Source organism: Streptomyces sp. NPDC059371, assembly GCF_042751995.1.
Taxonomy (GTDB): Bacteria; Actinomycetota; Actinomycetes; order Streptomycetales; family Streptomycetaceae; genus Streptomyces.
Genome location: NZ_JBHYXD010000011.1, coordinates 55,025 through 81,759 on the forward strand (window position 1 = coordinate 55,025; position 26,735 = coordinate 81,759).

Annotated in this window: 27 protein-coding genes and 1 riboswitch; of the genes, 18 read left to right on the top strand and 9 right to left on the bottom strand. The window is 70.7% G+C overall.

Annotated elements, in window-relative coordinates; genetic code table 11:
• Positions 1 to 50: 50 nt before the first annotated feature.
• The 3 genes from glyA to gcvT all read right to left on the bottom strand — a co-directional run bounded on the left by glyA (position 51) and on the right by gcvT (position 3,033).
• A complete protein-coding gene (glyA, locus tag ACFXGX_RS09355) occupies positions 51 to 1,325 on the bottom strand; it encodes a serine hydroxymethyltransferase (RefSeq protein WP_384787062.1) in 1,275 nt (424 codons plus the stop codon).
• Positions 1,326 to 1,337: 12 nt separating this feature from the next.
• Positions 1,338 to 1,715, bottom strand: a complete 378-nt coding sequence (gene gcvH, locus ACFXGX_RS09360; protein ID WP_384787065.1) for a glycine cleavage system protein GcvH — start codon at positions 1,713 to 1,715, stop codon at positions 1,338 to 1,340.
• Between the two features lie 184 nt (positions 1,716 to 1,899).
• Positions 1,900 to 3,033 carry a glycine cleavage system aminomethyltransferase GcvT gene (gene gcvT / locus ACFXGX_RS09365; protein ID WP_384787068.1) on the bottom strand — a complete coding sequence of 378 codons (1,134 nt, stop codon included), beginning with the start codon at positions 3,031 to 3,033 and terminating at the stop codon, positions 1,900 to 1,902.
• Positions 3,034 to 3,178: 145 nt separating this feature from the next.
• Positions 3,179 to 3,275, bottom strand: a riboswitch (glycine riboswitch).
• A 175-nt stretch (positions 3,276 to 3,450) separates the two neighbouring features.
• Between gcvT and ACFXGX_RS09370 the strand changes: the two genes are divergently transcribed.
• The 10 genes from ACFXGX_RS09370 to ACFXGX_RS09415 all read left to right on the top strand — a co-directional run bounded on the left by ACFXGX_RS09370 (position 3,451) and on the right by ACFXGX_RS09415 (position 14,976).
• Entirely contained in the window at positions 3,451 to 4,119 is a 669-nt protein-coding gene (locus tag ACFXGX_RS09370) for an AAA family ATPase (protein WP_384787071.1), read from the top strand.
• 99 nt (positions 4,120 to 4,218) lie between these two features.
• Positions 4,219 to 4,992, top strand: a complete 774-nt coding sequence (locus ACFXGX_RS09375; protein ID WP_384787074.1) for an enhanced serine sensitivity protein SseB — start codon at positions 4,219 to 4,221, stop codon at positions 4,990 to 4,992.
• A gap of 225 nt (positions 4,993 to 5,217) precedes the next feature.
• A complete protein-coding gene (locus ACFXGX_RS09380; protein WP_355767806.1) occupies positions 5,218 to 6,018 on the top strand; it encodes an enhanced serine sensitivity protein SseB C-terminal domain-containing protein in 801 nt (266 codons plus the stop codon).
• A gap of 476 nt (positions 6,019 to 6,494) precedes the next feature.
• Positions 6,495 to 7,493 (top strand): ABC transporter permease, encoded by a 999-nt coding sequence (locus tag ACFXGX_RS09385; RefSeq protein ID WP_355767803.1) that lies wholly within the window; start codon positions 6,495 to 6,497, stop codon positions 7,491 to 7,493.
• A 38-nt stretch (positions 7,494 to 7,531) separates the two neighbouring features.
• Entirely contained in the window at positions 7,532 to 9,304 is a 1,773-nt protein-coding gene (locus tag ACFXGX_RS09390) for an ABC transporter substrate-binding protein (protein ID WP_384787077.1), read from the top strand.
• A gap of 66 nt (positions 9,305 to 9,370) precedes the next feature.
• Positions 9,371 to 10,378 (top strand): ABC transporter permease, encoded by a 1,008-nt coding sequence (locus ACFXGX_RS09395; protein WP_384787080.1) that lies wholly within the window; start codon positions 9,371 to 9,373, stop codon positions 10,376 to 10,378.
• Complete coding sequence (locus ACFXGX_RS09400) at positions 10,375 to 11,472, top strand: ABC transporter ATP-binding protein (protein WP_384787083.1); 1,098 nt, start codon at positions 10,375 to 10,377, stop codon at positions 11,470 to 11,472. Before ACFXGX_RS09395 ends, ACFXGX_RS09400 begins: the two co-directional genes overlap by 4 nt.
• Positions 11,469 to 12,764 (top strand): ABC transporter ATP-binding protein, encoded by a 1,296-nt coding sequence (locus tag ACFXGX_RS09405; protein WP_384787086.1) that lies wholly within the window; start codon positions 11,469 to 11,471, stop codon positions 12,762 to 12,764. The genes ACFXGX_RS09400 and ACFXGX_RS09405 overlap by 4 nt, the downstream gene beginning before the upstream one ends.
• 107 nt (positions 12,765 to 12,871) lie before the next feature.
• Complete coding sequence (locus ACFXGX_RS09410; protein WP_384787089.1) at positions 12,872 to 14,263, top strand: M1 family metallopeptidase; 1,392 nt, start codon at positions 12,872 to 12,874, stop codon at positions 14,261 to 14,263.
• A gap of 47 nt (positions 14,264 to 14,310) precedes the next feature.
• On the top strand, positions 14,311 to 14,976 hold the full coding sequence (locus ACFXGX_RS09415) for a trimeric intracellular cation channel family protein (protein WP_355767789.1): 666 nt from the start codon (positions 14,311 to 14,313) through the stop codon (positions 14,974 to 14,976).
• On the opposite strand, the gene ACFXGX_RS09420 is transcribed toward ACFXGX_RS09415, so the two are convergent.
• Positions 14,876 to 16,144 carry an alpha/beta hydrolase gene (locus ACFXGX_RS09420; protein ID WP_384787093.1) on the bottom strand — a complete coding sequence of 423 codons (1,269 nt, stop codon included), beginning with the start codon at positions 16,142 to 16,144 and terminating at the stop codon, positions 14,876 to 14,878. The genes ACFXGX_RS09415 and ACFXGX_RS09420 overlap by 101 nt on opposite strands.
• Positions 16,145 to 16,305: 161 nt before the next feature.
• On the opposite strand from ACFXGX_RS09420, the gene ACFXGX_RS09425 reads away from it, so the two are divergent.
• Positions 16,306 to 17,166 (top strand): thioesterase family protein, encoded by an 861-nt coding sequence (locus tag ACFXGX_RS09425; RefSeq protein WP_384787096.1) that lies wholly within the window; start codon positions 16,306 to 16,308, stop codon positions 17,164 to 17,166.
• A 128-nt stretch (positions 17,167 to 17,294) separates the two neighbouring features.
• Here ACFXGX_RS09425 and ACFXGX_RS09430 read toward each other — a convergent pair whose 3' ends face one another.
• Positions 17,295 to 17,885 carry a TIGR03086 family metal-binding protein gene (locus ACFXGX_RS09430; RefSeq protein WP_384787099.1) on the bottom strand — a complete coding sequence of 197 codons (591 nt, stop codon included), beginning with the start codon at positions 17,883 to 17,885 and terminating at the stop codon, positions 17,295 to 17,297.
• Positions 17,886 to 17,987: 102 nt separating this feature from the next.
• Between ACFXGX_RS09430 and ACFXGX_RS09435 the strand changes: the two genes are divergently transcribed.
• Positions 17,988 to 18,950, top strand: a complete 963-nt coding sequence (locus ACFXGX_RS09435; RefSeq protein ID WP_384787102.1) for a helix-turn-helix transcriptional regulator — start codon at positions 17,988 to 17,990, stop codon at positions 18,948 to 18,950.
• A 148-nt stretch (positions 18,951 to 19,098) separates the two neighbouring features.
• Positions 19,099 to 19,443: a hypothetical protein gene (locus ACFXGX_RS09440; RefSeq protein ID WP_384787105.1), complete on the top strand. Its 345-nt coding sequence runs from the start codon at positions 19,099 to 19,101 to the stop codon at positions 19,441 to 19,443.
• Between the two features lie 481 nt (positions 19,444 to 19,924).
• On the opposite strand, the gene ACFXGX_RS09445 is transcribed toward ACFXGX_RS09440, so the two are convergent.
• A complete protein-coding gene (locus ACFXGX_RS09445) occupies positions 19,925 to 20,551 on the bottom strand; it encodes a TetR family transcriptional regulator (RefSeq protein ID WP_384787108.1) in 627 nt (208 codons plus the stop codon).
• 185 nt (positions 20,552 to 20,736) lie between these two features.
• On the opposite strand from ACFXGX_RS09445, the gene ACFXGX_RS09450 reads away from it, so the two are divergent.
• From ACFXGX_RS09450 to ACFXGX_RS09460, 3 genes are all read left to right on the top strand, one after another.
• Positions 20,737 to 20,904 (top strand): hypothetical protein, encoded by a 168-nt coding sequence (locus ACFXGX_RS09450; protein WP_384787111.1) that lies wholly within the window; start codon positions 20,737 to 20,739, stop codon positions 20,902 to 20,904.
• A gap of 249 nt (positions 20,905 to 21,153) precedes the next feature.
• Entirely contained in the window at positions 21,154 to 21,366 is a 213-nt protein-coding gene (locus ACFXGX_RS09455) for a DUF4190 domain-containing protein (RefSeq protein ID WP_384787270.1), read from the top strand.
• A 70-nt stretch (positions 21,367 to 21,436) separates the two neighbouring features.
• Positions 21,437 to 22,606, top strand: coding sequence for a cysteine desulfurase family protein (locus ACFXGX_RS09460; RefSeq protein ID WP_384787114.1), 1,170 nt, complete (start codon positions 21,437 to 21,439; stop codon positions 22,604 to 22,606).
• Between the two features lie 174 nt (positions 22,607 to 22,780).
• On the opposite strand, the gene ACFXGX_RS09465 is transcribed toward ACFXGX_RS09460, so the two are convergent.
• Positions 22,781 to 23,485, bottom strand: a complete 705-nt coding sequence (locus tag ACFXGX_RS09465) for an N-acetylmuramoyl-L-alanine amidase (RefSeq protein WP_384787117.1) — start codon at positions 23,483 to 23,485, stop codon at positions 22,781 to 22,783.
• A 60-nt stretch (positions 23,486 to 23,545) separates the two neighbouring features.
• Between ACFXGX_RS09465 and mnmA the strand changes: the two genes are divergently transcribed.
• The gene (mnmA, locus tag ACFXGX_RS09470) at positions 23,546 to 24,667 is read left to right on the top strand and encodes a tRNA 2-thiouridine(34) synthase MnmA (protein ID WP_384787120.1); all 1,122 of its coding nucleotides are present in this window, start codon (positions 23,546 to 23,548) and stop codon (positions 24,665 to 24,667) included.
• Positions 24,668 to 24,736: 69 nt separating this feature from the next.
• Here the strand turns inward: mnmA and ACFXGX_RS09475 are convergent, their stop codons facing one another.
• Entirely contained in the window at positions 24,737 to 25,522 is a 786-nt protein-coding gene (locus tag ACFXGX_RS09475; RefSeq protein WP_384787123.1) for an alpha/beta fold hydrolase, read from the bottom strand.
• A 64-nt stretch (positions 25,523 to 25,586) separates the two neighbouring features.
• Positions 25,587 to 25,910 (bottom strand): DUF427 domain-containing protein, encoded by a 324-nt coding sequence (locus ACFXGX_RS09480; protein ID WP_384787126.1) that lies wholly within the window; start codon positions 25,908 to 25,910, stop codon positions 25,587 to 25,589.
• 50 nt (positions 25,911 to 25,960) lie between these two features.
• On the opposite strand from ACFXGX_RS09480, the gene ACFXGX_RS09485 reads away from it, so the two are divergent.
• The gene (locus ACFXGX_RS09485; protein ID WP_384787129.1) at positions 25,961 to 26,500 is read left to right on the top strand and encodes a TIGR00730 family Rossman fold protein; all 540 of its coding nucleotides are present in this window, start codon (positions 25,961 to 25,963) and stop codon (positions 26,498 to 26,500) included.
• Positions 26,501 to 26,735: the final 235 nt, after the last annotated feature.

The following is a 26,735-nucleotide window of genomic DNA, read 5'->3' on the forward strand; positions in this document are numbered from 1 at the left end:
TACGAAAACAACCGTACGGGGTGAAAACACAGGACAGAAACCCTGCGGAACTACTTCAGGCCGGGGTACAGCGGGTGCTTGTCGGCCAGAGCGGACACCCGGGCCTTCAGGGCCTCCACCTCGGCCGCCCCGAAGGGGGAGGGCGCCTTCAGCGTCTCGGCGATGACGTCCGCGACCTCGGTGAAGTCCTCGGCGGTGAAGCCGCGGGTGGCGAGGGCGGGCGTGCCGATGCGCAGGCCCGAGGTGACCATCGGCGGGCGCGGGTCGTTCGGGATGGCGTTGCGGTTGACCGTGATGCCGACCTCGTGGAGGCGGTCCTCGGCCTGCTGCCCGTCCAGCTCGGAGTCGCGCAGGTCGACCAGGACCAGGTGCACGTCCGTGCCCCCGGACAGGACGTCCACGCCGACGGCCTTCACGTCGTCCTGGACCAGACGCTCGGCCAGGATGCGCGCGCCGTCCAGCGTGCGCTGCTGGCGCTCCTTGAAGTCGTCCGAGGCGGCGACCTTGAAGGAGACGGCCTTGGCCGCGATCACGTGTTCCAGGGGGCCGCCCTGGAAGCCCGGGAAGACCGAGGAGTTCAGCTTCTTCGCGAACTCCTTCTTCGCCAGGATGATGCCGCCGCGGGGGCCGCCGAGCGTCTTGTGCGTGGTGGAGGTGACCACGTCGGCGAACGGGACCGGGTTCGGGTGCAGACCCGCCGCGACCAGACCCGCGAAGTGGGCCATGTCGACCCACAGGAGGGAGCCGGCCTCGTCCGCGATCCGGCGGAACTCGGCGAAGTCGAGCTGACGCGGGTACGCCGACCAGCCCGCGATGATCACCTTCGGGCGGTGCTCCTTGGCGAGCCGCTCGACCTCGGCCATGTCGACCAGGCCGGCCTCGTCCACGTGGTAGGCCACCACGTTGAACTGCTTGCCCGAGAAGTTCAGGCGCATGCCGTGGGTCAGGTGGCCGCCGTGCGCCAGGTCCAGGCCGAGGATGGTGTCGCCGGGCTGGGCCAGCGCGAACAGCGCGGCCTGGTTGGCGGAGGCACCCGAGTGGGGCTGGACGTTGGCGTACTCGGCGCCGAACAGGTCCTTGACCCGGTCGATGGCGATCTGCTCGGCCACGTCGACGTGCTCGCAGCCGCCGTAGTAGCGGCGGCCCGGGTAGCCCTCGGCGTACTTGTTGGTCAGGACCGAGCCCTGGGCCTCCATGACCGCGACCGGAGCGAAGTTCTCCGAGGCGATCATCTCCAGCGTGGACTGCTGGCGGTGCAGCTCGGCGTCGACGGCGGCGGCGACGTCGGGGTCGAGCTCGTGCAGGGGGGTGTTCATCAGCGACATGCGGGTGACTCCTCAGCCGGCCGTGAAGGCGGTGTACTCGTCGGCGGACATCAGGTCCTCGGGCTCGCCGGCGACGCGCACCTTGAACAGCCAGCCGCCCTCGAAGGGGGCGGAGTTCACGAGCGCGGGGTCGTCCACGACGTCCTGGTTGGCCTCGGTGATCTCGCCGTTCACCGGGGAGTACAGGTCGCTGACCGACTTGGTCGACTCCAGCTCGCCGCAGGACTCGCCCGCGGTCACCGTCTCACCGACCGCCGGGAGCTGGGCATAGACGACATCGCCGAGCGCGTTGGCCGCGAACTCGGTGATGCCGACCGTCGCGACGCCGTCCTCGGCGACCGACAGCCACTCGTGCTCCTTGCTGTAACGCAGCGTCTGGGGGTTGCTCATGACCTGAATTCTCCTGTACGCGGTGGAGTGCTGATGGAGGGAAGCGTGGGTGACCGGGCCGATGTGCCCAGGGTCACGTCCGGCGCCCCGGCGGGCGCCCGTCAGTGCCGAAGCCCGGGGGGACATCCGTCAGTGGCGGCGCCCGGAAGGCGTCCGTGTCATGTCCGGCCCTTACGGACCAGTGTCACTTCTGACGCTTGTAGAACGGCAGTGCCACGACCTCGTACGGTTCGTGGCTGCCCCGGATGTCCACGCCCACACCGGCCGTGCCCGGCGCGGCGTGCGCGGCGTCGACGTACGCCATCGCGATCGGCTTGCCCAGCGTGGGGGAGGGGGCGCCGGAGGTGACCTCGCCGATCACCTCGCCGCCGGCGACGACCGAGAACCCGGCGCGCGGCACACGGCGGCCCTCGGCGATCAGGCCGACGAGGACCCGCGGCGGGTTCTGCTCGGCGCGGGCGGCGGCCTCCTCGAGCGCCGCGCGCCCCACGAAGTCGCCGTCCTTCTCGAACTTCACGACCCGGCCGAGGCCGGCGTCGAACGGGGTCAGCGAGGTGGTCAGCTCGTGCCCGTACAGCGGCATGCCCGCCTCCAGGCGCAGCGTGTCGCGGCAGGAAAGACCGCAGGGGACGAGACCGGCCGGGGTGCCCGCGTCGGTCAGCGCCTGCCACACCTTCTCGGCGTCGGCGGGGGCGACGAACAGCTCGAAGCCGTCCTCACCCGTGTAGCCGGTGCGGGCGATCAGGGCCGGGACGCCGGCCACCGTGCCCGGCAGGCCCGCGTAGTACTTCAGGCCGTCGAGGTCGGCGTCGGTGACCGCCTTGAGGATGCCGGGGGACTCGGGGCCCTGCACGGCGATCAGCGCGTACGCGTCACGGTCGTCACGCACCTCGGCGTCGAAACCGGCGGCGCGCTCGGTCAGGGCGTCCAGCACGACCTGGGCGTTGGAGGCGTTGGCGACGACCATGTAGTGCGGGGAACCGGCTTCGTTCTCGGCGAGCCGGTAGACGATCAGGTCGTCCAGGATGCCGCCGTCCTCCTGGCAGATCATGGTGTAGCGGGCGCGGCCGACGCCGACGGTGGCGATGTTGCCGACCAGCGCGTGGTTCAGGAGAGCCGCCGCCTGCGGTCCGGTGACGGTGATCTCGCCCATGTGGGAGAGGTCGAAGAGACCGGCCTTCGTGCGGACGGCGAGGTGCTCGTCGCGCTCCGAGCCGTAGCGCAGGGGCATGTCCCAGCCCGCGAAGTCGGTCATGGTCGCGCCGAGCGAACGATGCAGGGCATCGAGCGCGGTGTGACGGGGTGCGTTGCTGCTCATCGGTCTGGCTCCCAAGGCATGACGGCGAGGTCGTTCCTCCCCATCTGTCATCGGAACCTGAGAGGTTCATCAAGACCCCACGAATCGGTGGTCCTGACTTGCACCTTGGGTGGGGCCGACGGAGCGGCCCGCTTTTCAGATGTGCCTCGCCCGCGCGGTAACGGTGCCTGAGAGATTCAAGGGAGGGACTTGCTCCTTCGGCGCCCGGGTACACGTACCCAGGACTCTCCCGCGCGGATTCAAGCGGCCGGTATGCAGTTGGCGCGGCCATCATCGCACGCGCTGCCGGATCACGGCAGCCCGCCATCTGTGACCGTGCTGTGGCAGTCCGCGTACGAAATGGGGAAGCGCCGGGCATTACCTTCTCTTTACACTCGACGGGGATGGGACTCCACATCGAAGGGGAGGACGGCCAGGGTGAACAGGACCACGGCGTACGCGACGACCTCGGGTCTCGCATTGCCCGAGCAGCCCGGCGCACCGGCCCGGGAGGCCCGCGGACCGCGTCCCGCGGCCGTCGTGCGGGACCTCCGCGACCGGGTCGGGCACAGTCCGCACGGTCTCCGCTTCGGGGCGCACGACGTGATCGTGGTCAGCGGACTGCCCGGCAGCGGCAAGTCGACGCTGATGCGGCGGGCCGTGCTGGGCGCGCGCGTCGACTCCCAGGACACCCGCGACCGCTGGGACGGCCGGATGTCCGGGCTCCTGCCGTACGCGCTCTACCGCCCCCTCGTCCGCCTCGCGCACTACGCCGGCCTGCGCCGCGCCCTGCGCGAGGGCGGGGGAGTCGTCGTGCACGACTGCGGCACGCAGGCCTGGGTACGCCGCTGGCTCGCCCGCGAGGCCCGGCGCCGCGGCGGGGCGCTGCACCTGCTGCTGCTCGACGTCACGCCCGGCGCCGCGCTGGACGGCCAGCGCGAGCGCGGCCGGGGCGTCTCGCGCTACGCCTTCGCCCGCCATCGCGGCGGGGTCGCCCGGCTGCTGCGGTCCGCCGAGCGGGGAGACCTGCCCGAGGGGTGCGGCTCCGCGGTGCTGATCGACCGCGACGCGGCGGACGTGCTGCACAGGATCGACTTCGGCCCTTGAGCGGCAGCGTGCCGCGGGATCGACTTCGGCCACTGACCGGCTGTGGTGGCCCATTAACCTAACCAGCCGGAACAATGGTTCGAAGCGGACGGTAGACAGATGGACTTTCCGGCACAGGCGCACCCCCATCCGCACGGCGGTTGGCCCGGCAACGAGCTGGAGGAGGTGTTGTCCGCGTCCCTCGGCGTGCCCGGGCCCTCGACGGCCGCCCGCATCGTCGAGGTGCTCGGCCGCAGCTTCGTGTGGGTGCCGCTGCCCAACGGCGGCGGTCCGCGGAGCGGTCCGCTCGATCTGCCCACGATGGACATCGGCGGGCAGGTCTACGTCCCCGTCTTCAGCTCCGAGGAGCAGTTCCGCCAGGTCGTCGGCGGTCACATGTCGTACACGATCGCGCCCGCCGTGGAGTTCGCCCGCGGGCTCCCCCCGCAGGCCGGCATCGTGGTGAACCCGGACGGCGTGGTCGGCGTGCCGCTGCCGCCGCCCGCCGTCGCCGAGCTGTGCAGGGCCGGGCGGTCCGAGCTGGACGGGGCGGCCGGCGGCGGCCGCGTGCGGCTCTTCGAGCCCGACTGGCAGGACGATCCGATGGACTTCCTCGCCGCGGCCTCGGCGGAGTTCGCCGCCACCGGTGTGGTCCTGAGCGCGCGGCGCTGTCTGGCCAGCGTCGAGGGCGACGCGCCGGTCATGTTCATCGGCGTCGAGCTCTCGGTGTGGGAGGGTGACGCGCGCACCCTGCCCCTGGACGCCCTGGGCCGTGCCCTCGGCCGGGTCCCGGTGAACATTCCGGTGAACCTGGTTCTCCTCGACGTGGCGCAGGACGCGGTAGGCGACTGGATGCGGGCGACGGTGCGGCCCTTCTACCAGCACGGTCACTGAACGGCGCGGGTGGCGGGGGTGCCCCACGGGACCGTACGCCCGCCGCGCGGGGCCTCCGGCCGCCCCGCGCGGCGGTTCCCGGCTCCGGACTGCTTCCCCGGCGGAGCACGATGGCCGCATAAGCTGGTTTCATGGCCTGGCGAGGTGTTGACGCATGTCGGTAACCGGTGCCTCGGGCGTAAGGGATGAGTTCGTCGTGAATTGTTCGCGAAGGGGCGGTTGAGGGTGAGCGCGTCGGGCACGGCCGCGGCCGGGCAGGTCGAGCACATGCTGCGCCAGGTGACTCCCGGGCGTTATGACGCCTACGAGGCGCTCCTTCGCGCGCTCGCGACCCCGTCGTCCGGCCAGGTGTGGATGCTGCTGTGGCACGGCCAGGCCGGCTCCCCGGACGCCCAGTACGGGAACATGCAGGTGGACGGCTTCGGTTACGCGCCCTGCGTCACCTCCGCCCAGGAGCTCTCGGCCAGTGGCTGGAACCGCAGTTACGAGGTCGTGGACGGGCTGGACGTCGCCCGCACCCTGTACCCGGACCACTTCGGCCTCTGGCTCAACCCGCACGCCCCGAACGGCGGTCTCGGCATTCCGTGGCTGGATCTGCGCCGGATCGCCACGGGCCTGGAGCGGCAGCCCGCGGGCCCGCTGCGGCTGTCCGAACCGGCCATCGAGATCCCGCAGTTCTACGCCCTGATCACGCAGAACGCCCATCTGACCCCGGCCGTACGGTCGTTGCGCCGAGCCTGGGTCCAACCCACGCTCGGGGCGCCGTATCTGGCCATCGGCCTTGACGTGTACGACACCTCGCCGCCCGCCGTCGACTCGGTGCGGGCGATGATGCAGCAGTCCATCGGCGCGGTTCCGGACGGCCTGCCCGTCTCCACCGTCGCGATGTCGGACGAGTTCGACCCGGTGGCGATGTGGCTGCGTGCGAACGCCCGCCCGTTCTACGACCGCGAGGCGCACGCCGCTCCGGCGCAGGCGCCGATTGCGGGCGGTTACGGCTATCCGCCGGCCCGCGGCGGCTACTGAGGGCGTCCCGAATCCCGGACCTGTCGGATGCCAGTGCGAGAACGGCTGGCATCATGATTCTGCACACGGCCTTCACGAGGCGTGCGTTCCATCTTGCTGACCTGCGGGGAAGCGGACAGATGTGCCCATTGTCCCGTTTTGGCGGGACTTCTGATCAAAAAGACTCTTTCGAGGCCTTTGAGCTCAATTGGCAGTCGTCCGGCTCCCGTTACCCACTGTTCGGATAACGGAATCCCCCAACAAGCATCACGGTTGCGCATAGTTTCTCCATGAGGCCTGGCAACTGATCGTGGCGGCACTGAAGACTCGCCCATCAGACACGGGGTCGTCGATCCTGTGAGCGAGTGCAAGCCGAATCATCAGCCGGGTCACCGGACCGCACCACCTGCGGTCAACTTCCCGGCGCGCAAGTGAACCAAGCCGCAGACAGCGGCAGTCGTAGGCCGGTCACCACCGGCGAGAGGGGTCGGGTCACTGTGACCGCACCGATCGAGACCACCGCGGCGGCATCGGAAGCGCAGCCTGAGGCTGTGCTTGCCGGAGCCGGCAAGGGGCGGATCGAGGGCCGTTCCCTGGGACAGATCGCCTGGACGCGCTTCAAGCGCGACAAGGTGGCGGTCGCCGGCGGTGTCATCGTCGTGCTGCTCATCCTGATGGCCGTCCTCGCCCGGCCCATCCAGTCGATGCTGGGACTGGACCCGAACGCCTTCCACCAGGACCTGATCGACGCCAACACCTCGCTGCCCAAGGGCGGGATGGGCGGCATGAGCGCGGACCACCCGCTCGGTGTGGACCCGAAGTTCGGCCGCGACCTCGCCACCCGCCTCCTGGAGGGCTCCTGGGTGTCGCTGGTCGTCGCCTTCGGCGCCACCATCCTGTCGAACGTGATCGGCGCGATCCTGGGCGTCGTCGCGGGCTTCTACGGCGGGCGCGTCGACTCGATCATCAGCCGCCTGATGGACACCTTCCTCGCCTTCCCCCTCCTGCTCTTCGCGATCGCCATCTCCGCCACCCTGCAGGGCGGCGCTTTCGGCCTCGAAGGGCTCCCGCTCCACCTGAGCGTGCTGATCTTCGTGATCGGCTTCTTCAACTGGCCCTACCTGGGCCGGATCGTGCGCGGTCAGACCCTGGCCCTGCGCGAGCGGGAATTCGTGGACGCCTCCCGGGGCATGGGCGCCAAGGGCCCGTACATCCTGTTCCGGGAGCTGCTGCCCAACCTGGTCGGCCCGATCATCGTCTACTCGACGCTGCTCATCCCGACCAACATCCTCTTCGAGGCCTCCCTCAGCTTCCTCGGGGTCGGTATCCAGCCCCCGCAGGCGTCCTGGGGCGGCATGCTCCGTGAAGCGGTCACCTACTACGAGGTCGACCCGCAGTTCATGATCGTGCCCGGCCTCGCCATCTTCGTGACCGTCCTCGCCTTCAATCTTCTGGGCGACGGTCTCCGCGACGCTCTCGACCCGCGCAGCCGCTGATGCCTGACGGACACCGAGAGATCACCAAGTTTCCGACAATGGAGGGGAACCCGCCCATCATGCGTAGGTCAACGCTGGCCGCCATTGCGGCCATCGGCTCCGCGAGTCTGCTCGTTGCAGGCTGCAGCAAGGCCGATGACAACAAGAACACCGACAACACGAAGTCAGCTGGGGCCAACGCAGCGACCAAGGACGTCGTCAACGCCTCCACCAAGAAGGGGGGCACGGTCACGTACGAGTACTCGGACGTGCCGGACTCCTTCGACCCGGGCAACACGTACTACGCGTACATGTACAACCTCAGCCGCCTGTACGCGCGCCCGCTGATGACGTTCCAGCCCGGTGCCGGCGAGAAGGGCAACACCCTTGTCCCGGACCTCGCGGCCTCCAAGGGTGTCCCGAGCGACGGCGGCAAGACCTGGACGTACAAGCTGCGTTCGGGCCTGAAGTACCAGGACGGCTCCGCGATCACGTCCAAGGACGTCAAGTACGCGGTCGAGCGCTCCAACTTCGCGCGTGACGTGCTCTCCCTCGGCCCGAACTACTTCCAGCAGTTCCTCGTGGGCGGCGACAAGTACAAGGGTCCCTACAAGGACAAGAGCGCCAAGGGCCTCTCGTCCATCGAGACCCCGGACGACACCACTGTCGTCTTCCACCTGAAGACGGCCTTCCAGGAGTTCGACTACCTGGTCGCCGCGCCGCAGACGGCTCCGGTCCCGCAGGCCAAGGACAACGGCGTCGACTACGTCAAGAACATCGTGTCCTCGGGCTCGTACAAGTTCCAGAGCTACGCCGACGGCAAGCAGGCCGTCCTCGTGCGCAACGAGAACTGGGACGCGGCGACCGACCCGCTGCGCAAGCAGTACCCGGACAAGATCGTCGTCAACCTGAAGGTCAACGCCGAGACGATCGACAAGGACGTCCTCGCGGGCGACGCGATCGACCTCGGTGGTGGCGGTGTCCAGGCCGCGACCCAGGCGGACGTGCTCACCTCCGCCGCCAAGAAGGCCGACACGGACAACACCTACGGTGGCCGTCTCGTCTACATGGCGATCAACACCAAGGTGAAGCCGTTCGACAACGTCGCGTGCCGCAAGGCCGTGCAGTTCGCGATCGACAAGGTCTCGGTCCAGACGGCCGAGGGCGGCCCGATCCGCGGCGACATCGCCTCCACGGTTCTCCCGCCGGACATCCCGGGCTACGAGAAGTCGGACGTCTACGCGTCGGCCGGCAACAAGGGTGACGCCGCCAAGGCCAAGGAGCAGCTCAAGGCCTGTGGCAAGGAGACCATCAACACCAACATCTCCGCCCGCAGCGACCGCCCGCAGGAGATCGACGCCGCCACGGCGATCATCGCCTCGCTGAAGAAGGTCGGCATCAACGCCAGCCTGAAGCAGTACCCGTCGGGCAAGTACTTCACCGACTACGCGGGTGTCCCGAAGTTCACCGAGAAGAACAACATCGGTCTGATCATGATGCAGTGGGGTGCCGACTGGCCTTCCGGCTACGGCTTCCAGCAGCAGATCCTGAACGGTTCCGCGATCGGTGCTTCCGGTAACACCAACCTGTCGCAGTACAACAACAAGGACGTCAACGCCCTCCTTGAGAAGGCGATCGGCACGCAGGACGACGCCGCGCGTCTCGCCCTGTACACGCAGATCGACAAGAAGACCATGGACGACGCCGTCCTCGTGCCGCTGACCTACTTCAAGGTTCTGCTGGCCCGCCCGCAGTACGCGACCAACCTGGTCTCCACGGCGGCCTTCAGCGGTCAGTACGACTACCTCAACATCGGCACCACGAAGAAGTAGCCCCGGAAGGCAGGTGAAGGCATTGGTGCCCGCGGGCTCAGCCCGCGGGCACCAGCGCCGATCCCCGTGATTTCGTACATCCTCCGTCGGACGGCAGCGGCAGCGATCCTGCTCCTGGTCGTCTCCGCGGTCACCTTCGCCATCTTCTTCCTGCTGCCCAGACTGGCCGGCCAGACGCCCGACCAGCTCGCGCAGCAGTACATCGGGAAGAGCCCGACGAAGGCCGACATCATCGCGGTCAAGCACAACCTCGGTCTGGACCAGCCCGTCTACGTCCAGTACTGGCACTTCATCAAGGGGATCGTCAGCGGCGCTACCTACGACCTGGGTCCCACCACGGCGCACTGTGACGCGCCGTGCTTCGGGTACTCCTTCAAGACCCACCAGGCCGTGTGGCCGGACCTCACCTCGCGTCTGCCGGTGACCCTGTCGCTCGCCGCGGGTGCCGCGGTGCTGTGGCTGCTGTCCGGTGTGGCCGCGGGTGTGATCTCCGCCCTCAAGCCGCGTTCGATCTTCGACCGCGCCTTCATGGGCATCGCGCTCGCCGGTGTCTCGCTGCCCATGTTCTTCACGGGCAACCTGGCGCTGCTGCTCTTCACCGTCAACTGGCCGATCTTCGGCCGCACCTATGTCCCGCTCACCGAGAACCCCGCGGAATGGGCCAACACCCTCTTCCCCGCGTGGTGTTCTCTCGCTCTCCTGTACTCCGCCATCTACGCGCGGCTCACCCGCTCGGGCATGCTGGAGACGATGAACGAGGACTTCATCCGCACGGCCCGCGCCAAGGGCCTGCGCGAGAGCAAGGTCGTGGTCCGGCACGGACTGCGCGCCGCTCTCACCCCGATCATCACCGTCTTCGGCATGGACCTCGGTCTGCTGCTCGGCGGTGCCGTGATCACCGAATCCGTTTTCTCTCTGCACGGCATCGGCCAGTACGCGGTGCAGGGCATCACCGACAACGATCTGCCGAAGATCCTCGGCGTGACTCTTCTCGCCGCGGCCTTCGTCGTCGTGGCAAATCTTCTGGTGGACCTGCTGTACGCCGCCGCCGACCCGCGGGTGAGGCTCTCGTGACCGAACTTTCCAAGACCGGCGCCGCTGTCGGCGAGCCCGTCTCCTCACCCTCGGACGCTCCCAAGGCGTTCCTCGAAGTGCGCGACCTCAAGGTGCACTTCCCGACCGACGACGGTCTGGTCAAGTCCGTCGACGGGCTCAGCTTCTCGGTGGAGAAGGGCAAGACCCTCTGCGTCGTGGGCGAGTCGGGTTCCGGCAAGTCCGTCACCTCGCTGGCGATCATGGGCCTGCACCGCCTCGGCGCGCGCGGCAAGAACGTCCAGATGTCGGGCGAGATCTGGCTCGACGGCAAGGAACTGGTCAACGCCCACCCGGACGAGGTGCGCAAGCTCCGCGGCCGCGAGATGGCGATGATCTTCCAGGACCCGCTGTCCGCGATGCACCCGTACTACACGATCGGCAACCAGATCGTGGAGGCGTACCGCACGCACCACAAGGTCAGCAAGAAGACCGCCCGCACGCGGGCGATCGAGATGCTCGACCGGGTGGGCATCCCCGAGCCGGGCAAGCGCGTCGACAGCTACCCGCACGAGTTCTCGGGCGGCATGCGCCAGCGCGCGATGATCGCGATGGCGCTCGTCAACAACCCCGAGCTGCTCATCGCGGACGAGCCGACGACCGCCCTCGACGTCACCGTCCAGGCGCAGATCCTCGACCTCATCCGCGACCTGCAGAAGGAGTTCGGCTCCGCGGTCGTCCTCATCACCCACGACCTGGGTGTGGTGGCCGAGATCGCCGACGACGTCCTCGTGATGTACGGCGGCCGGTGCGTCGAGCGCGGCACCGCCGAGCGGGTCTTCGAGCAGCCGCAGCACCCCTACACCTGGGGTCTGCTCGGCTCGATGCCCCGTATCGACCGTGAGACGTCAGAGCGGCTCATCCCCGTCAAGGGCCAGCCGCCGAGCCTCATCAACGTCCCCTCGGGCTGCGCGTTCCACCCGCGCTGCCCGTACGCGGACCTGCCCAAGGGCAATGTCACCCGCACCGTGCGTCCCGACCTGCAGCTCGTTGGCACCGGTCACTACACCGCCTGCCACCTCTCGCAGGAGGACCGCACGCGGATCTGGACCGAAGAGATTGCGCCGAAGCTGTGAGTGAGAACAACAAGACGGACGGCGCCGGCGCGGTGATTCCGCAGCAGGCCGCGGCTCCCGCGCACCGCGCGAAGTCCTCGGACAGCAGTGAGGTCCTCCTCCGGGTCCAGGGGCTCCAGAAGCACTTCCCCATCCGGAAGGGCGTTCTCCAGCGTCAGGTCGGCGCGGTCAAGGCCGTCGACGGCATCGACTTCGAGGTCCGCAAGGGCGAGACGCTCGGCGTCGTCGGCGAGTCCGGCTGCGGCAAGTCGACCATGGGCCGGGTCATCACCCGTCTCCAGGACCCGACCGGCGGCTCCATCGAGTTCGAGGGCCGGGACATCACCCGTCTCAGCGCCTCGAAGATGCGTCCGCTGCGCCGTGACATCCAGATGATCTTCCAGGACCCGTACGGGTCGCTGAACCCCCGTCACACCATCGGCTCGATCGTCTCGGCGCCCTTCCGGCTCCAGAACGTCGAGCCCGAGGGCGGTGTGAAGAAGGAGGTCCAGCGGCTCCTGGAGCTGGTGGGTCTGAGCCCCGAGCACTACAACCGCTACCCGCACGAGTTCTCCGGCGGCCAGCGCCAGCGCATCGGCATCGCCCGCGCGCTCGCCCTGAAGCCGAAGCTGGTCGTGGCGGACGAGCCGGTCTCGGCGCTCGACGTGTCGATCCAGGCGCAGGTCGTGAACCTGATGGACGACCTGCAGTCCGAGCTCGGTCTGACGTACGTGATCATCGCTCACGACCTCTCCGTCGTGCGCCATGTCTCGGACCGCATCGCGGTGATGTACCTCGGCAAGATCGTCGAGCTCTCCGACCGCGCCTCGCTGTACCAGGCGCCGATGCACCCGTACACCAAGGCCCTGATGTCGGCCGTGCCGGTGCCGGACCCCAAGCGCCGGGGCGCCAAGAGCGAGCGGATCCTGCTGCGCGGCGACGTTCCCTCGCCGATCGCGCCGCCGAGTGGCTGCCGGTTCCACACCCGGTGCTGGAAGGCCACGCAGGTCTGCAAGACGACCGAGCCGCCGCTCATCGAGCTGAAGCCCGGTCAGCGCGTCGCCTGTCACCACCCGGAGAACGCCCCGGACCAGGCTCCGCAGGACATCGTCCTGCTCTCGGCCGCCCGCGAAGCGGTCGAGCTGGTGTCCGGTGTGGAGTCCGCCGAGGTGTCGGGCAAGGCTCCGGCCGAGCTCGCCGCCGAAGGTGACGAGGCCGGCACGGCGTCGGACACCGCCACCGGTGACGCGGCCGGCTCGACGAAGGACTCCGCGGTTGCGGAAGCCGATCGTCAGGAGTCAACCGGCAAGTAGGCCGTGACGACTTGGCAAAGTCATGAACATGCCTGAGCGGGAGAGTGCAGAGTCCTGCGTGACCGTCTGATCGGAAACGATCGGCACACGTACGAAAGGGACGCGAAATGGCACTCTCCCGTTCGGCACGTTTAGGCGCGCTCGCCACAGCGGCGGCCTCCTTCTTCCTCGTCGCCGCCTCCTCCGCCCCCACCCCCGGCGCGGACGGCATCGGTGACACCTACTTCCCCCAGCTCGGCAACGGCGGCTTCGACGCCCGCCACTACGCCCTCGACGTGGCGTACGACCCCGGCACCGACCGCCTCGACGGCGTCACGACCCTCACCGCCCGCGCCACCCGGAACCTCTCCTCCTTCGACCTGGACCTCCAGAAACTGGACGTCACGAAGGTCGAGGTGAACGGCAGAACGGCCCACTTCACGCGGGAGGGCGACGAGATCCGCGTCACCCCGCGCGGCCCGCTGGCCAGGGGCAAGAACTTCACGGTGACCGTCACCTACGGCGGGGTCCCCGAGCCGCTCAACGGCCCGATCGTGTTCGGCTCCGACTACGGGTGGATGAAGACCGCGGACGGCGTGTTCGTCGCCTGCGAGCCCAACGCCGCCTCCACCTGGTTCCCCTCCAGCGACCACCCCTCCGACAAGGCGACCTACGACATCCGCATCACGGCGCCCAAGGGCCTGACGGCGGTCTCCAACGGACGCCTGATATCGACCCGCGACAAGGGCGCCTCCACGGTCACCCACTGGCGCGAGAGCCGGCCCATGGCCACCTATCTCGCGACGGCGACCATCGGGACGTTCGACGTGAAGACCGGCACCACCCCGGGCGGGACACCGATCTACGTCGCGATCGACCCGGTGCTCGCCAACAGCAACAGCGTCGACGTGTACGCCGTCACCGCCGAGGCGACCGACTACTGGTCGCAGGTGTTCGGGCCGTACCCGTTCGAGGAGACCGGCGCCATCGTCGACGACATGCCCGAGGCGGGCTTCTCGCTGGAGGTCCAGTCGAAGCCCGCGTACTCGGCGGTGCGGTCGGAGACGACCATCGTGCACGAGCTGGCCCACCAGTGGTTCGGCGACTCGGTCTCGGTGGCGCACTGGAAGGACATCTGGCTCAACGAGGGCTTCGCGACCTACGCCCAGTGGCTGTGGGCCGAGCACAAGGGCACCCGGTCGGCGCACGACTCGTTCCTCGCCGGGTACAACCAGCGGCCCGCGGAATCCGCCTTCTGGCAGACCACGGTCGGCGATCCGCAGCGCGACACGATGTTCGCCTCGGCGGTCTACCAGCGGGGCGCGATGACGCTCCAGACGCTGCGCGAGCGCATCGGCGACACCGCCTTCTTCAAGCTGCTGCCCGCGTGGACGAAGCTGCACCGGTACGGCAACGCGAGCACCGCCGACTTCATCGCCCTCGCCGAGAAGATCTCCGGGCAGCAGCTCGACGATCTCTTCCAGACCTGGCTGTTCACCACAGGCAAGCCGACCCTCTAGACCTTCCTTCGTAAGGCGCACACCCCGCGACAGGTGAGAATGTGGGGGTGTTCCAGCAACTGTTCAGCCCCTCCGTCCAGCACACGCTCGATCTGATCGGCATCTTCGTCTTCGCGATCTCCGGCGCTCTGCTGGCCGTCCGCAAGAACTTCGACGTCTTCGGCATCGCCGTCCTCGCGGAGATCACCGCGCTGGGCGGAGGGCTGCTGCGCGACATCATCATCGGTGCCGTACCCCCGGCCGCCTTCACCGACCTGGGGTACTTCACCACACCGCTCGTCGCCGCCCTGCTCGTGTTCTTCCTGCACCCGCAGGTGGAGCGCATCCAGGTCGGCGTGAACGTCTTCGACGCGGCCGGGCTCGGGCTGTTCTGTGTCACCGGCACCGTCAAGGCGTACGACTACGGGCTCGGCCTGACCGCCTCCGCCGCCCTCGGCCTCGCGACCGCCGTGGGCGGCGGTGTGCTGCGTGACGTCCTCGCCAACGAGGTCCCCTCCCTGCTGCGCTGGGACCGTGACCTCTACGCGGTCCCGGCGATGGTCGGCGCCACGATGGTGGTGCTCTGCATCCGCTACGACGCGCTCACCCCGTTCACCAGCGGCCTCGCCATCGTCACGGCCTTCGTTCTGCGCCTGTTCGCGATGCGGTACCACTGGCGAGCTCCGCGCGCGTGGAACCGCCGCTCGACGGTACGGGAGGAAGAGACTTCCTGACGCCCGCCGCGTCCGCGGTGCCTCCGGCGTCCGCGGTGCTCCCCCTGTCGCCGTCGAACTGCTCGGTCAGCCAGCGGAACACCTCCGGGAGCTGTGGCCGCCACAGCCCCATGTCGTGACCGCCCGCGCTGCGCGGCAGCAGCACCACGTCCACGCTCGTCGGCGGCTTCGCGATCGTCTGGATCGCCGTGCCCGCCTGGTAGCCGTCACCGGACTCGCCGGAGAAGTAGAGGGCGATCCGGGGGTGGACGCGCTCGGCGCGTAGCACCAGGTAGGGATTGTTGCGCCGGCGCAGTTCGAGGCTCCGCCCGGCGAGTGAACTGCGTTCGCCCTTGGGGTCGTTGTAGCCGGACATGCTCACCGCGGCCCGGTAGCGGTCGGGGTGGGCGACGGCCAGCTTGGTGGCGCAGTGCGCCCCGGCCGAGTATCCGGCCGCGGCCCAGCCGCGCGGGGCGGGCTCGGCGCGGAAGTTGTCCATGACCATCCGCGGCACGTCGATGCTGAGCCAGCTCTCCGCGTTCACCGTCCCCGGGATGTTCGCGCAGCCGGTGTCCGCCCTGGCCAGCAGGTTGGTGCGCGGCGCGACCAGGATGAACGGCGCGACCCGGCCGTCCAGCATCATCGGCCGCAACTGCTCGTGCACCCGCAGGGACCCGAACCACGCCTTGGCGGAGCCCGGGTATCCCGGCAGCAGTTCCACGACGGGGAATAGCCGGTGCCGGTAAACGGGTTCGTCGTACTGCGGCGGCAGCCAGACGTAGACCTCGGCGTTCACCCCCGACACCCGTCCCCTCAGGTCCGTGACGCGCACCCCGCCGGCCTGCCGCATGCGCGGCCCCTGGGCCGGACGGAAGGTCTGCCGCATCCGGGGCAGGTCCTTCAGCGAGATCCCACCGGTGCCGTCCGCGCCGAGGTCGGCGGCCTGCTGGACATGGTTTCCCGTGCCGAGGAGGTCGGCCCAGTCGTCGTACAGGTTGTTGGCGTTGTTCACGAGGACGAACACCAGGCTGATCGCCGTCCCTTGGACGAAGAGCAGCATCAGGAGCCGGGCCGCGGCGCGAACCGGCGCCGGTCCGGGCACCCGGGACCACAGTGCCAGGGGCAGAAGGAGGGCGACGGCGCACAGTACGAAGGAGGTCAGGAGGAACGATGTCCCGGTGAGGCTCATGTCCCATCAGAGGAGAACCCGGACCGATTGGTCACGGATGATTGCGGACACTTGACAAGAAATTGCCGAATCCTCACCTGGATGGCCGGACTACGGTGGTGTCCGTACGCCTGAACGAGTGAAAGCTACCGCTTAGTAATTTCCTGTTGTACCGTTCATGTATGCCAGAAGCAGCTTCGGTACAGGCCGTACGGGCCACGATCGGCGACAGCGAGTTCGACCGGGACACCGCCGTCACCCCGCGCGGGAACGGGGTCTACGACGTCGACCTCTCCGCCGGGTGGACGATCATCAGCGCCGTCAACGGCGGCTATCTGCTGGCCGTCCTCGGCCGCGCGCTCGCCGACGCCCTCCCGCACTCCGATCCCTTCACGGTCTCCGCGCACTATCTGACCGCGTCCCAGCCGGGCCCCGCGGTCGTCCGCACGGACGTCGTACGCACCGGCCGGACGCTGTCGACCGGACAGGCTTCCCTCTTCCAGTACGACGACGAGGGCCGCGAGATCGAGCGCATCCGCGTGCTCGCCTCCTACGGCGACCTCGACTCCCTGCCCGACGACGTCCGCACGACCGCGCTGCCGCCGGCGATCCCGCCCATGGACCAGTGCTTCGGCCCGCAGGACGCCCCCGCCCCCATCCCCGGCAGCTCGGCGATCACCGACCGGCTGTTCCTCAAGCTCGACCCCGCGACCCTCGGCTGGGCGCTCGGCGCTCCGTCCGGGAAGGGCGAGATGCGGTCGTGGTTCGGACTCGCCGACGGCCGGGACGCCGACCCGCTCTCGCTGCTCCTCGCGGTCGACGCGCTGCCGCCGACGGCCTTCGAGATCGGCCTCTCCGGCTGGGTGCCGACCGTCGAGCTGACCGTGCACGTGCGGTGCCGCCCGGCGCCCGGCCCGCTGCGCGTGTCGATCACCACCCGCAACCTCGCCGGGGGCTTCCTGGAGGAGGACGCGGAGGTCTGGGACACCGAGGACCGCCTGGTCGCCCAGTCCCGCCAGCTCGCCCGCGCCCGCCTCGGCTGACCTGTCACGATCGTCCGCGCACCGGCCCGAAGCCGTGAGCGCGGCCGCGGCGGGGGTCCGCCGCGGCGCGCTCGCCGTCCCCGGGGCACCCCTCCTGCCGGATGCCCCCGGCGCGGTGTCCCGCGCCGTCAGGCGGTCACCAGTGGGCGGCGGCCCGTCCAGGCCGCCAGCCGCCCGTAGGCGTCGGCGCCCTCGGGAGCCGGCACCACGGTGCCGAACGGCAGCCCGGGGTCCTCGCGTCCCTCGTCGGGCAGCACGCGGGCGGCGATCGTGAGCGCGAACTCGGCCAGTTCCGGATCGAGTTCGAGGGGCCGCCCCAGTGCCTCCGAGAGGTCCCAGGTGTGGGTCACCGCCTCCATGACGTATCCGGCGAGGGCGATCCGCCCGGTCGCCTCGCCCCAGGGCACCCGCACCGCCGCGTCCAGCCGCGCGTCGTCCGCCCATGCCGCGCGGACCTGCTCCCCGGCCTCGTCGTACGCGGCGCTCCAGCCGTCGTCCGGCACGCCGTCGGCGAACGGCCGCACCGCGAGCCCGTCGCCGCCCGCCCCGATCACGGCGATCCGCCGGGTGCCGCCGACCATGTGCGACAGCAGCAGACGTACATCGAACTCGGCGCACGGAGTGACACCGTCCAACTGCTCCGGCCGGACGGCCGCGATCAGCGACGCGATCTGAGCGGCGGCGCGGGCGTACAGAGGGCGGGGGTCCATCGCGTTCATGACTACCTCTTCCGTGTGTCGGTGTGCCCTCACTCTCGACGCATAACCTGACAGTTTCCGTCAACATTTGTGACGGCCCGGCGCGGGCGCGATCCTGGGCGCGTGAAGTCCGACCGCCTGCTCTCGATCCTGCTGCTGCTCCAGACACGCGGCCGCGTCCCGGCCCGCGAACTCGCCGACCGGCTGGAGGTGTCGGTGCGCACCGTCTACCGGGACGTCGAGGCACTGTCCGCCTCCGGCGTCCCCGTCTACGCCGAACGCGGGCGGCACGGCGGCATCGAGCTGCTCGCCGGATTCCGTACGGACGTCACGGGACTGACCGCGGACGAGTCCCGGTCGCTGTTCATCCTGGCCGCGCGGGGCGCGCACGCCGCCCTCGGCCTGGACTCGGCGCTCGGCTCGGCACTGCGCAAGGTGATGGCCGCGCTGCCCGCACCCTTCAGACCCGCCGCGGAGGTCGCCGGCCGACGGGTCCTCGTCGACGCCACCCGCTGGAGGGGCGGTCCCCGGCGGGCCGTCGATCTGGACGTGTTGCAGGACGCCGTCTTCTCCGACCGCCGCCTCCGGCTGCGCTACCGCCACGGCGGCGACGCCGAACCGCGCACCTACACCGTCGACCCGTACGGCCTCGTCTCCAAGGCCGGTGTCTGGTACCTGGTCGCCGACCGGCGCGGCGCTCCGCGACTGTTCCGCGCCGACCGGGTCCGCTCGGCCACCCTGCTGCCGGACCCGGTGCGGCGCCGTCCCGGCGTCGAACTCGCCGACGCCTGGGAGGTGCTGCGCCGTCAGGTCGAGGAGCGGCCGGGCGGTGTCGATGTCACGGTTCGGGTACGGCGCTCCCGCCTCGACATGTTCGTACGTCTCCACGCGGCCTCCCTCGCCGAGCTGCCCGAGGACGACGGCGCCGGCGAGTGGGTGACCGCGCGCCTCGTGCTCGGCTCGGTGCGCGAGTCCCGCACTCTGCTGGCCTTCGGGGACGCGCTGGAGGTCCTCGCTCCGGCCGAGGCGCGCCGGGAGCTGGCCGCGACGGCCGCGGCCATCAGCGCGGTGTACGAGGGGGATTGAGAACCCGGCGCCGGGACCGCGCCGGGACCGCGTCGCACAGCAAGGCACAGCTTCGGCACAGCGCGGCCCTACGTGGATCTGGTCCGCTGTCTCCCGCTCGTCCGGCTCTCGTCGGCCGATCCACGTGACTTGACTGGGAGTTGCCCCAATGAACCGTCGTACACGACTTGTTCCCCTCGTCGCCGTCCTCGCGCTCTCGCCGCTCCTGGCGGCCTGCGGCTCCGGTGACTCGTCGTCCTCGGACGGCACCACCTCCGGCGAGCAGAACTGCACCCGCCCGTCCGGGATGCCGAGCGGCGGGCCGGGCGGCCGCCCCAGCGGCGCTCCCACGGGCATGCCCTCGCGGTCCGGCACCCCCTCGGGCAAGCCCACCGGGAAGGCGCCCTCCGGGTTCCCCTCGGGCATGCCGAGCGGCGCCCCCGGCGGTGGCCAGGGCGGCGGCTGCGGCGGCCCCGGAGGCGGCCAGATGGGCCAGGGCCAGGGCCAGGGCTGAGCATTGGGCCCAGGGTGCGGGCGGGCCGGCCACATGAAGCCGGCTCCCCGGCCCTGCACCGGCGTTGCGGAGTCCCGGGCGGGGTTGCTCCCTGGCCCCGCACCGGCCTTGCGGAGTCCCGGGCGGGGCTGCTCCCTGGGTCCTGCACCGGCCTTGCCGGATCCCGGCCAGGGCCGCTCCCAGGCCCGCGCCGACCTGGCTGAGTCGCGGGCGGGGCTGCTTCCCGGGTCCTGCACCGGCCTTGCCGGATCCCGGCCAGGGCCGCTCCCAGGCCCGCGCCGACCTTGCGGAGTCTCGGGCGGGGCTTCTCCATGGGTCCTGCACCCGCCTTGCCGATTCCCGGGCAGGGCCACTCCCTGAACCGTGGCCAGCCCCGCTCGGGGCTCCTTGCGGTGCAGCCCAGTGCCGGGGGCCGGGGCCGCCGACCGGTCGCCCCGGACTCGTACCCGGGGCCACAGCCGCCGACCGGTCGCCCCGGCGGTCAGCCGAGCCAGTGGCGGCGGCCGATGCTGATCAGCCGCATCTGGCGGCTCGCCACCCCGGCCACCCGTTCGCGTTCCGCCTCGGAACCGTCCAGCGCCTCCAGGAACGCCGAGGCCGCCATCAGCATGTGGTCGACATACAGGCCGGCCAGCATCAGCAGATCGTCGTCGCTCCACCCCGCCGACTCGGGGTGCTCGGCCAGCGCGTCCCTGACCTCCTCGGCGAACCGGGCCAGTTGCTCGCGGATCGCCTCCCGCACCGGAGCGACCCCGCCGTGCCGCTCGCGCGCGATGAAGCGGACGTGCGCCGGATGCGCCGCGACGTGATGGGCGATCAGTTGCACGGCGCGGGCGATGCGTTCGTCGCTGTCCCCGGCCGTGGTCAGCGTGTCCTCGATCATCGGGTGCAGGCTTCCGAGCGCCTCCTCGACCAGCGCCGCCCCGAGATCCGCCGTCGAGCGGAAGTGCCGGTAGAAGGCGGTCGGGGCCACTCCGACGGCACGGGTGACCTCGCGCAGCCCCAGGCTGCTCAGGCTCTGATCCTCCAGAAGCCCCAACGCGGCCTCCAGCAGGGCCTGCCGGGTCTTCTGCTTCTGCGCCTGGCGGATGCCGAGAGTGTGACTCATGCCATGCAGTTAACAACTGTTCTCTGGAATTTAAAAGCCGTGGAGCACGTTAGACTCCAGAGTCAGTGAACAAGTGTTACTACAACCGTTCACTGAGTCGTCAAGTCCCGGAAACATCGGGCCCTCACCGTTGAGGTGCCGGACGTTCCGGGACCGGACTTCGAGACTTCTTCGAGAGGCATCTCATGCTGTTCCTCGTCGCCGCACTCCTGCTGCTCGGCGTTGTGATGGGCTCCGTGGCGCACGCGCCGCTGAGCTTCACCCTCGCCGCCGCGGCCGTCATCGGCGTCTGGCTGGTCGTCTTCGCGCTGCGCGAGCGCGGAGCCCGCCGACGCCACTCCTCCGCCAACTGACCGTTGGTCCCGCACCTTTGCCGACCGGCCGTTGGTCCAACCCCTTCACCAACTGACCGTTGGGAGCTGACTCACGTCATGGAACTCACCGCGCGCACCACCGGCACCACCCGCTCCACCCGCACGGCCCCCACCGCCGCCGCGCCTCGCACCACCGGCGCCGACCGCACCGCCGAGGCCGTACGCACCGAGAGCGCCACCGAGACCGTCCGCGCCACGCGCCGGACCGGCGTCAAGGACGCCGACGGCATGGCCGTGGCCTCCTTCGTCCTCGGCCTGCTCGGCCTGCTCGTGCTGAACCTCTTCCTGGGCCCCATCGCCATCGTCCTCGCCTCCGTCGCCCTCGGGCGCGGCACGGCCCGCCGGGGCCGCGCCTTCCTCGGCCTCGGTCTGGGGATCGCCGACCTGGTCGTCCTGGTCGCCTTCATGCAGGTCGACAACACGGTGTCCTGGAGCTTCTGAGGCCGCCGCGACGGCCAGGGCACCGGGGGGCCGGGGAGAGGGGGAGCGGGCCCGTAGAATCGAGCCCACCATGGCTTACCTCGACCACGCCGCGACCACCCCCATGCTTCCCGAGGCAGTAGAGGCACTGACCGCCCGACTGAGCGTCACGGGCAACGCCTCTTCCCTCCACGCCGCCGGCCGCACCGCGCGGCGCGCGGTCGAGGAGGCCCGCGAGACCCTGGCGGACTCCCTCGGCGCCCGCCCCAGCGAGGTGGTCCTCACCTCCGGCGGAACCGAGGCCGACAACCTCGCGGTGAAGGGCCTGTACTGGTCCCGCAGAGACGCCGATCCGGCCCGCACCCGCGTGCTGGCGAGCCCCGTCGAGCACCACGCCGTTCTCGACGCGGTCGACTGGCTCGGCGAGCACGAGGGCGCCACGGTCGAGTACCTGCCCGTCGACGCCTACGGCCGCGTCCACCCCGAAGCGCTGCGCGAGGCCATCGCCCGCAACCCCGAGGACGTCGCCCTCGCCACGGTGATGTGGGCCAACAACGAGATCGGCACCATCATGCCGGTCCGCGAACTGGCCGGTGTCGCCGCCGAGTTCGGCATCCCGCTGCACGCCGACGCGGTCCAGGCCTTCGGTCAGGTCCCCGTCGACTTCGCGGCCTCCGGCCTCGCCGCGATGACGGTGTCCGGCCACAAGATCGGCGGTCCCTACGGGATCGGCGCGCTGCTCCTCGGCCGTGAGTACAGCCCGGTGCCCGTGCTGCACGGCGGCGGTCAGGAGCGCCACGTCCGCTCCGGCACGCTCGACGTGCCCGCCGTCGTGTCCTTCGCGGTCGCCGGACGGCTGGCCGCCGAGCGCCAGGAGTGGTTCGCCCGCGAGATCGGCGCCCTGCGCGACGACCTGGCCGACGCCGTCGTCAAGGCCGTGCCCGACGCGATCCTCGGCGGCGACCCGGCACCCGGGGGCCGGCTGCCCGCCAACGCGCACTTCACGTTCCCCGGCTGCGAGGGCGACTCGCTCCTCCTCCTGCTCGACGCGCAGGGCATCGAGTGCTCCACGGGATCGGCCTGCACGGCGGGGGTGGCCCAGCCGAGCCACGTCCTCCTCGCCATCGGCACCGACCCCGACCTCGCCCGGGGCACCCTGCGCTTCTCCCTCGGCCACACCTCCACGCGGGCGGACGTCGCCGCGGTGGCGCGGGCCATCGGTCCGGCGGTGGAACGGGCGCGCAGGGCGGGTCTCACCTGACCTCACCCGGTGGGGCCCGGGACCGCGAGGCCTGGGATCGCGAGGGCCTGGGACCGCGAGGGCCTGGGACCGCGAGGGCCTGGGACCGCCAGGCCTGGGACCGCGAGGCCCGGGCGGGAAGGCCCGGGCGGGAAGGCCCGGGCGGGAAGGCGACGCGGGACCGAGCGGGCCCCGTCAGGCGGTCGCCGTGTGTGCCCGCCGTACGAGCCGTATGTACCGGTCCCAGTCCCAGTGCCGTCCGGGATCGGTGTGGTCCGTGCCCGGGACCTCGACGTGCCCGATGATGTGCTCGCGGTCCACGGGGATGCCGTACCGCCCGCAGATCCCGGCCGTCAGCCGCGCCGACGCCTCGTACATCGCGTCCGTGAACGACGAGGGGCGGTCGACGAATCCCTCGTGCTCGATGCCGACACTGCGTTCGTTGTACGAGCGGTTGCCCGCGTGGAACGCCACGTCCAGCTCGCGGATCATCTGCGTGACACGGCCGTCCTTGCGCACGATGTAGTGCGCGGCGGCCCCGTGCTTCGGGTCCTGGAAGACCCGCACCGCGCTCGCGAAGCTGCCCTGGGTGACATGGATGACCACCCGGTCTATCCCGTAGTCGTCGGGACGGTCGGCCCGCCGCCAGTTCGCCGCGGAGGCCGCCACCCAGCGCGCGCCCCGGAAGTCCACCGCCCCCGCCACACGTGACTTCTCCACGCCGGGCAGCCGCCACCACAGGTGCGACAGCTCCTCCCGGGCGAGACCGGCCGCGCTCACGGCGGCCGCCAGACCGCCGATCAGCAGCACCCGGCGGCCGACCGGCTTGTCGCCGTCCCCGGCTCCCGCCGCGGCTCCACGGCTCCGCGACGCTCCCGGATTCCCCTTTTTCGCCCCCATGCGATCTTCAACGGATACTCGCGGGTTCCGGTTCCCGCGGCCCCGTACCCTGGAGGGGTTATGACTGACACCTCGCAGCGCCCCCTCCGCGTCCTCGCCGCCATGTCGGGCGGAGTGGACTCCGCCGTAGCCGCCGCCCGTGCCGCCGAGGCCGGGCACGACGTGACGGGCGTGCACCTCGCCCTCTCGGCGAACCCGCAATCGTTCAGGACCGGCGCGCGCGGCTGCTGCACCATCGAGGACTCGCGCGACGCCCGCCGGGCCGCCGACGTCATCGGCATCCCGTTCTACGTCTGGGACCTCGCCGAGCGCTTCCGCGAGGACGTGGTCGAGGACTTCATCGCCGAGTACGAGGCCGGCCGCACCCCGAACCCGTGCCTGCGCTGCAACGAGAAGATCAAGTTCGCCGCGCTGCTGGACAAGGCGCTCGCGCTCGGCTTCGACGCGGTCTGCACCGGCCACTACGCCCAGGTGATCGTCCGCGAGGACGGCACCCGCGAGCTGCACCGCGCCTCGGACATGGCCAAGGACCAGTCGTACGTCCTCGGTGTCCTGGACGACCGCCAGCTCGCCCACGCGCTGTTCCCGCTCGGCGACACGGTCACCACCAAGGGCGAGATCCGGGCCGAGGCCGAGCGCCGGGGCCTGGCGGTCGCCAAGAAGCCGGACTCGCACGACATCTGCTTCATCGCCGACGGCGACACCCAGGGCTTCCTCGCGGGCCGGCTCGGCAAGGCCGAGGGTGACATCGTCGACGAGGCCGGAGCGGTCATCGGCTCCCACGAGGGTGCGTTCGGCTTCACGATCGGCCAGCGCAAGGGGCTGCGCATCGGCACCCCGGCCTCCGACGGCAAGCCGCGCTACGTCCTCGACATCTCGCCGGTGAACAACACGGTCACGGTCGGCCCGGCCGCCTCCCTGGACGTGTCCGCCCTGACCGCGATCAAGCCCCGCTGGTGCGGCGCCGCCCCGGTCGGCCCCGGCACCTACACCGCCCAGCTCCGCGCCCACGGCGGCGAGACCGAGGTCAGCGCCGACCTGGTCGACGGCGAGCTGCGGGTGGCCTTCACCGAGCCGGTCCGCGGCGTCGCACCCGGCCAGGCGATCGTCCTGTACGACGGCACCCGCGTGGTGGGGTCGGCGACGATCGCGACGACCACGCGCGCGACGGCGGACGTCTAGACGGACCGGCGCGGTCTGCCCGAGCGGCGCGGTCTGCCCGACCGGCCCGGCCTGCTCAAGCGGCCCGGCTTACCCGCCCGCGCCGAAGAACTCCGCCAGCACCGGCGCCAGCGCCCGGGGATCCACCATGTGGCTCTGCCCCTCCAGCGTGCGGTACGACCCGTTCGGCGCGGCGTCCGCGATGCTCCGCGCCGCCTCACGCATCCACGCGGGGCTCGCGTCGCCCGCGACGGACAGCAGGGGCAGGGACAGCGCGGCCAGCCGTTCGCGGGGCACCCGGTTCGCGCCCAGCGCGGCGTCGTCGTACGCGAGGGTCGGCGCGATGGCCTCCATGCCGGGCCAGGCGTGGGACATGCGCACCCCGGCGATCATCTCCGGGGGCGTGCCCACGAGGGTCAGGAACAGCTCGACCGCGTCGCCCCGCCGGTCCTGTCCGAGCAGTTCCGTCAGCCGTTCGGTGTACTCGGCCCTCTGTTTGCCAGCGACGTCGTCGACGGCGAACGGCGTCTCGTAGACGGCGACTTCGCGGACGGGCAGCCCGCTCATGGCCGCCTCCAGGGCCAGCGCGCCGCCCGACGAGATGCCGTAGAGCGCCGCGCTGCCCCCGAAGGTCCCGATCACCGCCGCGATGTCCTCGATCTCCCGGGCCACCGCGAAGGGCGCCGTGTCGCCGCTGTCGCCGCGGCCCCGCCGGTCGTAGGTGACGGCGCCGAAGCGGTCCGAGAGGGCCTCGGCGAGGGGCGCGAGCGTCGCGCCGGTGCACATGGCACCGCCGACCAGGACGACCGTCGGGCCGTCACCGTGGCGTTCGTAGGCGATGGGTGTTCCGTCGCGCGAGATGGTCTTGTTGTCCATGTCTCCACAGACTGCCCGCAGCCCGGGAACTCATCGCGTCACCACGCCCGCGTCCGCCCGGATCTCAGGACACGTCGACCTCGTAGAAGCACAGATGGTCCTTGATCTCGGCGACATCGGGCTTGGGATCCGGATAGGCCCACACGAGATCGGCCGCGCCGGGAAGCGACCAGTAGGACGCGGTGCCCTTGAACGGGCAGTACGTGTGGGTGTCGGAGGGCGTCAGCAGGTCCAGTCGGACGTCCTCGGGCGGGATGTAGTAGCGCACCGGACAGCCCGTCTCGCGCAGCACCAGGGGGCGGTCGCTCTCCGCCAGGACCTGGCCGCCGTGCACGACGCGGAGGCTCCGCGCGCTCTGCTCGATGGTGATCGTGTGTCCTTCAGCCATACAGGGAAAGCGCTCGCGGGCCCCGAATCGTTCCCGCGTACGGTGAAGCCATGAACATCTGTGTCTTCCTCTCCGCCGCCGACCTCGACGACCGCTACACACGCCCCGCGCGGGAGTTCGCCGAACTCCTCGGAAAGGGCGGCCACACCCTCGTGTGGGGCGGTTCCGACGTCGGACTGATGAAGGTCGTCGCCGACGGGGTGCAGCAGGCGGGCGGACGGCTGGTGGGCGTCTCCGTGGACTTCCTGGCCGACAGGGCCCGCCCGGGCGCCGACGAGATGGTCGTCGCCCGTGACCTGGCCGAGCGCAAGGCGCTGCTCCTGGCGAAGGCCGACGCGGTGGTCGTCATGGTCGGCGGCACCGGCACCCTCGACGAGGCGACCGAGATCCTGGAGCTGAAGAAGCACGGGAAGACCGAGAAGCCGGTGGTCCTGCTGAACACGGCCGGCTTCTACGACGGCCTCAAGGAGCAGTTCCGGCGGATGGACACCGAGGGCTTCCTGCCGCGCCCCCTCACCGACCTGGTGTTCTTCGCCGAGGAGCCGGTGGGGGCACTGGCCTACCTGGAGGAGAGCGCCGGCATCCGCTGAGGTGTTCGCGGGCGGCGCGGGACCGGCACCCGCCGAGGTGCCGGGCAGGCGGTTCGGGACCGGCGCCCGGTGATGCGAGCATGGCGTCCATGGCTACACATGTGATCACCGGGGCCGGTTCCGGCATCGGCGCGGCCGTGGGCCGGCGGGTAGATCCGGGGGGGGGGGATATCGTGCGGCCACGCGGCGACCGCCGCCGGGGCCTAGAAATGGGCGCCCCGGTGCCCGGCGCGTC